Source organism: Dietzia sp. DQ12-76, from assembly GCF_014145045.1.
Taxonomy (GTDB): Bacteria; Actinomycetota; Actinomycetes; order Mycobacteriales; family Mycobacteriaceae; genus Dietzia.
The window spans coordinates 1-10,348 of record NZ_JAALDV010000114.1 but is presented as its reverse complement, the minus strand read 5'-3'; the positions used below and the strand labels follow the sequence as shown (position 1 = coordinate 10,348).

General features: G+C 69.1%; 8 protein-coding genes and 1 pseudogene. 5 read left to right on the top strand and 4 right to left on the bottom strand.

Features of this window, described 5'->3' with window-relative positions; translation table 11 throughout:
• Positions 1-275, bottom strand: a 275-nt coding sequence (locus G6019_RS05035; protein WP_182627144.1) for a DUF1707 SHOCT-like domain-containing protein, incomplete at its 3' end; no start/stop codon positions are given.
• A 67-nt stretch (positions 276-342) separates the two neighbouring features.
• Here G6019_RS05035 and G6019_RS05030 point away from each other — a divergent pair.
• The 3 genes from G6019_RS05030 to G6019_RS05020 all read left to right on the top strand — a co-directional run bounded on the left by G6019_RS05030 (position 343) and on the right by G6019_RS05020 (position 5,495).
• Positions 343-1,947 (top strand): acyl-CoA synthetase, encoded by a 1,605-nt coding sequence (locus G6019_RS05030; RefSeq protein WP_182613551.1) that lies wholly within the window; start codon positions 343-345, stop codon positions 1,945-1,947.
• 591 nt (positions 1,948-2,538) lie between these two features.
• Positions 2,539-3,864, top strand: a complete 1,326-nt coding sequence (locus G6019_RS05025; protein WP_182613552.1) for an Ig-like domain-containing protein — start codon at positions 2,539-2,541, stop codon at positions 3,862-3,864.
• A 170-nt stretch (positions 3,865-4,034) separates the two neighbouring features.
• Entirely contained in the window at positions 4,035-5,495 is a 1,461-nt protein-coding gene (locus G6019_RS05020; RefSeq protein ID WP_182627140.1) for an aldehyde dehydrogenase family protein, read from the top strand.
• 18 nt (positions 5,496-5,513) lie between these two features.
• Here the strand turns inward: G6019_RS05020 and G6019_RS05015 are convergent, their stop codons facing one another.
• Complete coding sequence (locus G6019_RS05015; protein ID WP_182613553.1) at positions 5,514-6,320, bottom strand: crotonase/enoyl-CoA hydratase family protein; 807 nt, start codon at positions 6,318-6,320, stop codon at positions 5,514-5,516.
• Between the two features lie 77 nt (positions 6,321-6,397).
• Between G6019_RS05015 and G6019_RS05010 the strand changes: the two genes are divergently transcribed.
• On the top strand, positions 6,398-8,035 hold the full coding sequence (locus G6019_RS05010; protein WP_182613554.1) for an acyl-CoA synthetase: 1,638 nt from the start codon (positions 6,398-6,400) through the stop codon (positions 8,033-8,035).
• Between the two features lie 2 nt (positions 8,036-8,037).
• Positions 8,038-9,144, top strand: a complete 1,107-nt coding sequence (locus tag G6019_RS05005) for an NAD(P)H-dependent flavin oxidoreductase (RefSeq protein WP_182613559.1) — start codon at positions 8,038-8,040, stop codon at positions 9,142-9,144.
• Positions 9,145-9,303: 159 nt separating this feature from the next.
• Here G6019_RS05005 and trhA read toward each other — a convergent pair whose 3' ends face one another.
• On the bottom strand, positions 9,304-10,056 hold the full coding sequence (trhA, locus tag G6019_RS05000; RefSeq protein ID WP_182613555.1) for a PAQR family membrane homeostasis protein TrhA: 753 nt from the start codon (positions 10,054-10,056) through the stop codon (positions 9,304-9,306).
• A gap of 20 nt (positions 10,057-10,076) precedes the next feature.
• Positions 10,077-10,348, bottom strand: a pseudogene (locus tag G6019_RS04995) (acyl-CoA synthetase); the annotation flags it as partial.

Below are 10,348 nucleotides of genomic sequence, written 5' to 3'. Positions count from 1 at the left end.
GGCGGGGACCACTGCGTGGTCACGCCTCTCGTGAACGACTCCGCGGGGATCGGACCCGCGTCGCCGTGCAGCCGGACCCTCACTCCCTGGAGGTCGGCGAACAGTGGGCGCAGCTCGTCGACGTTGCGTGCGGCCGTGGCCGTTCGCACCCGCTCGTAGTGCTCGAACTGGTCGAGTTGGCCGCTGGCCAGCGCGGAGTCGAGCGCGGTGATGACCGCGGTGCGGTCGTCGTCGGTGGCCCGGATCGCCCGGGCTCCGGAGGAGTCTGCGGACATGAGATGAGAATAGTCCTCCGGGTCAATCCCTGGACCTCCAACAGGAACACGTTCTAGTCTGGTGGTCATGAGCGCACCCACACCCTCTGTCCCCGCCGACGCCGGAGTCCCGGACCCCCGGACCGGCGAGCACGTCACCAGCGTCTACCGGATCGCCCAGGCGGAGCCGGACCGCGTCGCGGTGATCGAGGCCTCCGGCCGTCAGGTGACCTTCGGCGAACTCGTGGACGCCGCACACGGCCATGCCCGGGGACTGCGCGCACTGGGTCTCGGGGCCGGGGACGGGATCGTCCTGCTGGCGCCGAACGGCATCGGATTCCTCGAGGTCTACTTCGCCGCCCTCGAGATCGGTCTCTACGTCGCTCCCGCCAACTGGCACCTGACGGGGCCGGAGGTCGCGTACATCCTCGAGAACTCGGGTTCGACGGTGTTCGTGGCCGACGAGAGGTTCGCCGACGTGGCCACCGTCGCCGCGACGGAGGCCGGGCTCGACCCCGCCCGCTGCTACGCGATCGGCGACGTGCCCGGGTTCCGCCCGCTGTCCGAACTCGCCGTCCCGGCAGAAGGGGAGGACCCCTTGCCGTCGGACCGCACCCTCGGCGCCCCGATGCTCTACACCTCGGGCACCACCGGCCGCCCCAAGGGTGTCCGCAGGCCGCTGACCGGTGCCTCGCCCGACCAGGTGACAGTTCCCAACTACTTCTTCTTCGCCGGCTTCGGCATCCAGGGCCCGGACAACGTCCACATCTGCGGCTCGCCGCTCTACCACACCGCGGTACTCAACTTCGTCGCGATCTCGCTCAACCTGGGTCAGACGGTGGTCCTCATGGACAAGTGGGCCCCTGAGGAGATGCTGCGCCTCATCGACGCCCACGGGGTGACCCAGTCCCACATGGTCCCGACCCAGTTCTCGCGCCTGCTCGAGCTGCCGGAGGACGTGAGGGCGAAGTACGACGTGTCGAGCCTCCGGACGATCGTCCACGGCGCCGCACCGTGTCCGAAGCACGTCAAGCAGGCGATGCTGGACTGGTGGGGACCCGTCCTCACCGAGTACTACGCCGGCACCGAGGGCGGCGGCTGCACCATCACGGGCGAGGAGTGGCTGCGCAAGCCCGGGAGTGTGGGGCGGCCGTGGAAGACCACCACCCTGAAGATCCTCGACGACGACGGCAACGAGCTCCCCGTCGGCGAGACCGGCAATGTCTATCTCCAGATGCACGGGTCCAAGTTCGAGTACCACCAGGACGAGGAGAAGACAGCCAAGACCTATGTGGGCGAGCTGTTCACCATGGGCGACATCGGCTACGTGGACTCCGACGGCTACCTCTTCCTGTGCGACCGCAAGAACGACATGATCATCTCAGGCGGTGTGAACATCTATCCCGCCGAGATCGAGTCGGAGATGACCCGCCACGAGGCGGTCCGCGACGTGGCTGTGTTCGGCATCCCGCACGCCGACTGGGGTGAGGAGGTCAAGGCCGTGGTGGAGCTGGCCGAGGGATACGTCGAGTCCGACGAGCTCAAGGCCCAGATCCTCGAGGACCTCTCCGGGCGACTGGCCAAGTTCAAGATGCCGCGGTCGATCGACGTGGTGCAGGAGCTGCCCCGTCAGGCCAACGGGAAGTTGGTCAAGCGCACGCTCAAGGACCCGTACTGGGCGGACGCGAAGTAGGCAGCCCGGCGTGGACGCGCCTGATGCGCGTCGAGCACGCCGGAAAGGCTCGACACGTGAGGTACGGGATGGCGTCCTCGACGTGACCGATGCGGTCGAGACCCGGGCCGTGGACACGGAAGTGGTGCGGTTCTGGCCAGAATCCAGAGCGGGCGGCGTTGCTGCGCTCAGATCCTCCGCCGAGACTACTCGGCGTCCTCTCTGCCGGAATCTGACAAGCGCTCAATTGGTTGGTGCGCGGGCTGTCGTCTATTGGCGCACTACGGACGGCACGGACATGACGGCTCGGAAACATGGACTCATGTTCAGATGAGTGTTTATTTCTGAAGTTGCCTTCACTAGTGTTGCGTACGTCACACCGTGCGCACCGTGTCTTCGGCGATCAGCGTCGATCCGTGTACGGGGGTTCATCGAGACCAGGAGGGGTTCATGGGGAACGGAAAGACGTCCCGGAGCGTAGCCGGAGCGACCGCGATGGCGGCCGTTGCTTCTCTCATTGTGGGCGGAGCCGGTGCCGCCTCGGCGGAGCCGATATCGGCGAGCGCCACGTACTCGGGCGCATTCGCGTCGAGTTTCCGTATCGACCGGACGGTGAGTGAGTCGTCGCCGACCTACGGGGATCAGGTGACGGTGCGGACCAATGTGCAGCGCACGTCGCTGGCCGATCTGCTCTACGGGGTCCGGAGTGACGTGCCGTCCTGTTTCGAGCGGGTTGCCGGGACGACCAGGGGGCAGGCATCCGGGGGTGCTCTGATCACGGAGTCCAACAGCCAGTTCTCGTTCTCGGGAAATCGCGCCAACTGGAGTGGGCCAGGCGTCGGGCCGGGGTTCTGGATGGAGACGGATTACCGAGTGCTGTGTGGCGCCGGTAGCGTCCCGACCGGGGGTGCGGAGTTCGCCTCTGTCGCGGGGCAGTACCGGGGTTCGATGTCGCTCGGCCCGACCATCACCGTCCGGCGAATGGGCACCTCGGTGTTCCTGGCACAGCCCACCAACCCGGAGGTCGGCCAGCAGGTCACGCTGAGGGTCACGACCTCCGGCGTCCCCGATGGTGGTCAGGTCGTCTTCACCGTGGACGGCCAGAATGTCGGCAGTGCCACCGTCTCGGCGAATCAGGCGACGCTTCCGTGGGTGCCGTCCGGCGCGGGTGCCAAGCAGATCCGAGCCAGTGTCGCGCAGACCGGCACCCACGGAGGTTCTGTGTCGCAGGTACGTGACGTTATCGTCTCGCCGAGCAACGTCGCTTCCACCGTGACAGTCGTGGCGGTGGGCTCACCGAAGGTCGGACTGAGTACCCGGCTCACCGCGACGGTGTCGCCGGCGGGGGCTGGTGGCGAGGTCGTGTTCCTCGACGAGGGCTCCCAGATCGGCGCGGCGCCTGTCGGAGCGGACGGCACCGCGAGCATCGACTGGGTTCCGTCGGCGGGAGGCGAACGCACGATCGATGCCACCTTCTCCGGGCGCAGCGGCGTGGCCCCGTCGAACGGGGCGATCCCCGTCACCGTGGCCGCGGCCGATCCGAGCAACGTGGCGACCACGACCACGCTGGATCCGATCACGACGACACAGGTAGGGCGGCAGATCATGCTCAGGGCCGCGGTCGATGCGGGCATGGCCGGGGGGATAGTCAGTTTCTACGACGGCAACGAGCTGATCGGCACCGCTCCGGTCCAGCCGGATGGGACGGCGAGCCTGCCCTGGAACCCGACCACCGACGGAGAGCGCACCATCCGCGCTCTCTTCTCCGGACACGGCGTCTACCTGTCCTCGCAGGACACCCGCCAGGCGATCATCACGCCGAAGACTGTGAACCCGGAGCCCGAGCCGACCGAGCCGGCGACGGGCAGCCTGGGCTCGCTGACGAGTTCTCTCGACGGCGGTGGCGGAGTCGTGACCCTGAGCTCGCTCGGGACCTGACCGAGGAGTCCCCGGAGCCCCGCGGTCTGCGGACGGCGGGGCTCCGCAGTCGGTATGTCGCCGGCACGGCCTCGTCGACGGTGGCACTGGCCGGCCCCGCCTCGGTGCACCCGCCGCCCTCGTCGTCGTACCCATGGCGTCGGTCACCTACCGCCACCTACTCTGGACGCATGACCAGGACCCCGACGGCCCGTGATCTCACCCTCGCCCAGATCCTCGAGCGGCAGCAGCAGGCGTTCCTCGCCGACCCGCAGCCCGCCGCCGGGATCCGGCGGGACCGGATCCAGCGGCTCAAGCGCCTCGTGCTGGACAACGCGGCCGAGTTCACCGAGGCGATCCGGGAAGACTACGGCTGCCGACCCGAGACGTTCTCCACGATCACCGACATCGCCTCATCGATCCCGGACCTGGACCATCAGCGCGGCCACCTCGCCCGGTGGATGAAGCCGACGCGGGTCTCCCGGGCCCTCGACGCGGCGGGGTTCACCCAGCAGGTCCGCCATGATCCCAAGGGCGTCGTCGGGATCATCGGCCCCTGGAACTTCCCCCTCTATCTGACGATCGTCCCGGCCGGGTCGGCGCTCGCCGCCGGCAACCGGGTGATGATCCGGCCGTCGTCGGTCACCGCCCACACGACAGAGGTGCTCTGCGACCGCGCCCCCGAGTACTTCGCCGTCGACGAACTGGCCGTCGCGGGACCCGAGCACGGGCGCGGTTCGGACTTCTCCGTCCTGCCCTTCGACCACCTGTTCTTCACCGGGTCCCCAGGGGTCGGCAGGTCCGTCGCAAGGGACGCCGCGGAGAACCTCACCCCGGTGACGCTCGAGCTCGGCGGCAAGAATCCCGTGGTGGTGGACACCAGCGCCGACCTCGACCGGGCCGCGCGCGGTATCGCGGCCTCCCGCATGATCAACGGTGGCCAGGTGTGCATGTGTCCGGACTACGTCTTCGTCCCGGAGGACGCCGTAGACGACTTCTGCGAGACCGTCCTGGACCAGTGGCGCCACACCCTGCCGGCCATCGTGGGCAATCCCGAATACACCGCGATCGTCAACACCTCCAACTACGAGCGCATCGTCGGCCTGATCGAGGACGCCGTGGCCAAGGGCGCGGTGCGGCGCGACGCCGCCCCGGTGGGGGAGCGGTTGCCGGACGCGTCCCTCCGGAAGATCGCCCCCACGCTGCTCACCGGCGTGACGCCGGAGATGGAGATCGACTCGGACGAGGTGTTCGGGCCCGTACTCACGGTCTTCGGCTACCGGGGGCTCGACGAGGCCGTGCGCTACATCAACGAGCGGCCCAGCCCACTGGTCCTGTACTGGTACGGCGAGAAGAACAGTCGCTTCGACATCGTGGCCGACCGCACGCGTTCGGGGAACATCTACGGTAACGATTTCGGCATCGGGATGGCCTCCCCGGCCATCCCCTTCGGCGGGGTCGGCAACTCGGGCATGGGCGGGTACCACGGGCACTACGGCTTCCGGACGTTCAGCCACGAGCGGGCCGTGGCCATCCACTCCTACGGCGTCAACGTCTCCGAGCTCATGACGCCCCCGTTCACCGCGGCCAAGAAGCGGCTGGCCTCGGGGTACCTCGGGGCGCTCCGGGCGCGGACCCGGCTGGGCCTGTAACCGGGTCCGCGCCCGCGGTCACTCGCCTCGGAACGCCGGCGTGCGCTTCTCCGCGAACGCACGGGGGCCCTCCTTGGCGTCGGACGAGGCGAAGACGCGGCCCCCCACCTCGGCGTCGATGCGGAAGGCCTCCTCCTCGTGCATACCCTCGGTGCGGCGGATCGTCTCGATCATCCCCTGCACGGCCAGGGGGCCGTTGGCGGCGATGAGCTCGGCGATCTCCAGAGCCTTGTCCAGTGCGCCACCGTCCTCGACCACGTGGCCGATCAGCCCGAACCGCTCCGCCTCCTCGGCGGTGAGATGGCGGCCGGTCATGAGGACCTCCATGGCCACGGTGTAGGGGATCTGGCGCACGAGCCGGACCGCGGACCCGCCGAGGGGATACAGGCCCCAGCGGGCCTCGGAGACGCCGAACTTGGCGGACCGGCCGGCGACCCGGATGTCGGTGCCCTGCAGGATCTCGGTCCCCCCCGCGATCGCCGGGCCCTCGACGGCGGCGATGAGGGGTTTGCTCAACCGGCGGCCCTTGAGTAGCGCGGGCAGGCGGGTGAGATCCCAGCCCCCACCGGCGAACTTGTCGCCCGGCGCGTCCTTGTTCATGGCCTTGAGGTCCGCACCCGCGCAGAAGTACCCGCCCGCGCCGGTGAGGATGCACGCACGGATGTCCGGGTCGGAGTCCACCAGATCCCACGCCGCCTCCATGCCACGCATCATCGGGCCGGACAGGGCGTTGCGGGCCTCGGGGCGGTTCATGGTCACCACGAGGACGTGTCCCCGCCGTTCGGTGAGCAGGTGCTGGTCCTCGGGCGTCTCGACGCGGGTCATCGGGCCTCCAAAAATTTAGTTACACGGGTTCACGGCTTTCGCCCACGGCCGACGGTAACACGTTCTACTTTGGGTGTATGGCGTACACCATCGGAGATCTCGTCGAGCACAGTGTCGATCGCGTCCCGGACCGGGTCGTCCTGGTCCAGGAGGGCCGGTCGTTCACCTTCAGGGAACTGGAGGCCAGGGCCAACAGGCTCGCGCACCACCTGCGGTCGGTCGGCGTCGGGCCGGACGACAAGGTGGCCGTGTACAGCCGCAACACCATCGAGGCCGTCGAGGCCATGATCGCGATCTTCAAGATCCGCGCGGTCATGGTCAACGTCAACTACCGGTACGTCCCCGCCGAGCTCGAGTACCTGCTCGACAACTCCGACTCCGTCGTGGTGGTGCACGAGCGCCGCTACTCCGAGGTGCTGGCCCAGGCCCTTCCCAACACGCCGGGGGTGCGGCACTGCGTGGTCATCGAGGACGGCACCGACACCCCCGACCCGCAGACCCCGGACGGGGTCACCGTCGCCCACTACGACGAGGCGCTGGCATCACAGTCGCCCGAGCGTGACTTCCCCGAGCGGTCGAACGACGACATCTACATGCTGTACACGGGCGGCACCACGGGTTCCCCCAAGGGCGTGATGTGGCGGCAGGAGGACGTGTTCATGGTCCTCGGCGGCGGCATCGACTTCCTCACCGGCGAGAGGGTCGCCGACGAGTGGGAGCTCGCGAACAAGGCGGTCGACGGTGGCGTGCTGGTCCGCACCGCCCTGCCCCCGCTCATCCACGGTGGCGCCCAGTGGGCGATCCTCATGGCTCTGTTCGCCGGCCACACCAGTGTGCTCATCCCGGAGTTCGACCCCGAGACGGTCTGGCGGACCGTCACTGAACAGAAGATCAATCTCATGTTCATCACGGGAGACGCGATGGCGCGGCCCCTGATCGAGGAATGGGACCCGGAGAAGTACGACTCCTCGTCACTGTTCTACATCGGGTCCTCCGCGGCCCTGTTCTCGCCCGCGGTCAAGGACCAGTTCATCGACGCCTTCCCGAACGTCATGCTCTCGGACTCGATCGGGTCCTCCGAGACGGGCTTCTCCGGGATCGCCCTGGCGGAGAAGGGCAAGACCCACACCGGAGGGCCCCGCGTGAAGATCGACGGCGAGACCACGGTCCTCGACCCGGACGGCAACGAGGTCCCACCCGGATCCGACGTCATCGGCAAGGTGGCCCGTACCGGGCACATCCCGGTGGGGTACTACAAGGACGAGGTCAAGACCGCCGCCACGTTCAAGACCTACAACGGGAAGCGCTACTCGATCCCCGGTGACGATGCCCGGGTCGAGGCAGACGGCACCGTGACGATGCTCGGCCGGGGGTCGGTCTCCATCAACACCGGGGGGGAGAAGGTCCACCCCGAGGAGGTCGAGGCCGCCCTCAAGACGCACCCCGACGTGTACGACGCGCTCGTGATCGGCATCCCCGACGAGCGGATGGGGCACAAGGTCGCCGCCGTCCTCCACACGCGGGACGGCAAGTGCCCGCCGATCGAGGAGCTCAACGAACACGCCCGGCGCGAGATCGCCCGCTACAAGTGCCCGCGGGCGCTGTGGGTCGAGACCTCGGTCAAGCGCAATCCCGCCGGCAAACCCGACTACCGATGGGCCGCGGAGATCGCCGCGTCCCGCCCCGCAGACGACAGCCAGGAGATCAGCAAGTGAGCATTCGTACCCCCCTCGCGGAGGCATTCGGGATCGAGTACCCCGTCTTCGCCTTCACCCCGTCCAAGGCCGTCGCCGCAGCGGTGACCCGCGCCGGCGGCATGGGCGTCCTCGGGTGCGTCCGCTACAACGATGCGGCCGAGCTCGACGAGGTCCTGACGTGGATGGACGAGAACACCGACGGCAAGCCGTACGGTGTCGACATCGTCATGCCCAACAAGGTGCCCACCGAGGGCAGCACCTCCGACATCGCCGCGATGATCCCCGAGGAGCACAAGGCGTTCGTGTCCCGGGTCCTGGACGACCTGGGGGTGCCGCCTCTCGGGGACGACGCCGAGCACAACGCCGGCGTCCTGGGGTGGCTGCACTCGGTCGCCGAGGCCCATGTCGAGATGTCGCTCAAGCACCGCCCGGTGCTCATCGCCAACGCGCTCGGGTCGCCGCCCAAGCACATCGTGGATCTCGCGCACGCCAACGGGATCAAGGTCGCCGCGCTCGCCGGCGCCAAGAAGCACGCGCTCGCGCACGTGGACAACGGCGTCGACATCGTGATCGCCCAGGGTGGCGAGGCCGGCGGCCACACCGGAGAGGTCGCGACGCTCGTGTTGGTGCCGGAGATCGTCGCCGCGCTCGACGGCCGCGCCCCCGTGTTGGCGGCCGGCGGGATCGGCAGCGGCGCACAGGTCGCCGCCGTGATCGGGATGGGTGCCGAGGGGGCGTGGATGGGCTCGCGGTGGCTCACCGCCGCCGAGTACGGCGACGACGGTGGGTCCAGGGCGATGCAGGAGGCGCTGGTCGCCGCCACCAGTGCCGACACCGTCCGGACCCGTATCTACTCGGGCAAGCCCGCGCGACTGCTCAAGAGCAAGTGGACCGAGGCGTGGGCCGCCGAGGACGCCCCGAGCCCGCTGCCGATGCCCCTGCAGAACGTCCTCGTCGCCGAGGCGCACCAGCGGATCTCGGAGGCGCAGGATCCCTCGGTCGTGGCCATGCCGGCGGGCCAGATCATCGGCTCCCTGGAGGGTGTCGTCCCGGTCGCCGAGACGATGGCCCAGATCGCGAGAGAGTACGAGGCGGCGGTGGAGCGCCTGCGCGGCACCCTGGGCTGACCCCGGAGCTGAACCGGGCTGATCTCTGGACTGACCCCTGGGCTTCGCCCCCGTCCCGCACAGCCGCCCCGTCCCGCACAGCCGCCCCCGTCCATGAACTCGTGCCTGCACTGGTGTGCGCGCGAGAGTTCTACGACGGGGGCGGCTGTGGTCGTGTGCTCAGGCCTGCGTGATGAACAGCAGCATCGCCGCCCAGTGGCAGCCGAAGGCGAGGACCGTGAAGGAGTGGAAGACCTCGTGGAAGCCGAAGACCCCGGGGACGGGGTTCGGGCGCTTGAGACCGTAGACCACGGCCCCACCGGTGTAGGCGAGACCGCCGGCGAGGACGAGGCCGACCCCCACGAGGTTGGCCTCCACGAGGTCACCCGCGAACCACACCGCGGTCCACCCGAGGACGATGTAGAGCACCACGTACAGCCATCGGGGCGCCGACAGCCAGAACAGGCGGAACGCGATACCCAGCAGCGCACCTGACCACACGATGGCCAGGAGGATCGTGCTGGCCGGGGGGTCGAGCGCCGCGACCGTCATGGGCGTGTAGGTGCCCGCGATGAGCAGGAAGATGTTGGAGTGGTCCAACCGACGCAGGAGCGCGGTGGCCCTCGGGCCCCAGGTCCGGCGGTGGTACAGGGCAGAGATCCCGAAGAGCAGCGACGAGGTGGCCAGGAAGACCGCACATGCCCACTTCAGAGCGGCACCGTCCGCCAGGACGGTCAGGACCACCCCGAGGACCACGGCCACCGGGAGGGTCCCGGCGTGGATCCACCCGCGCAGCAGCGGCTTCTCGGGCAGCGCGGGGACGCCGAAGTCCTCGTCGCCGGGCACATCGTCGACACTGTCGGCCCTGTCGGCCTCATCGGCCCTGTCGGCCTCATCGACCCTGTCGGCCCTCGGGCGCGGTGTGGAGTTCACACGCAGAACCTACCGGCACCTCACGCCGGCGTGAACGTCCTGTGACCGTCCGCACGCGACCAGACGAGATCCCCGGCGGGATCCGTCCCCCGTTCGGTCAGGTCGCGGGCCCTGAACTTGAAGCTCGCGGTGCGGGGCAGCGCGGCGGTCACCCGCAACAGTGACGGCCACTGCTTGGGGCCCAGGTCGGACTGGTCGGCGAGGAACTCCCCGAGGCGCGCGGCCATCCCGACGGGGTCCGCGCCGTTCCGCAGTACGACCGCGGCGGCCACGGCGTCGCCGATCGTGCCCG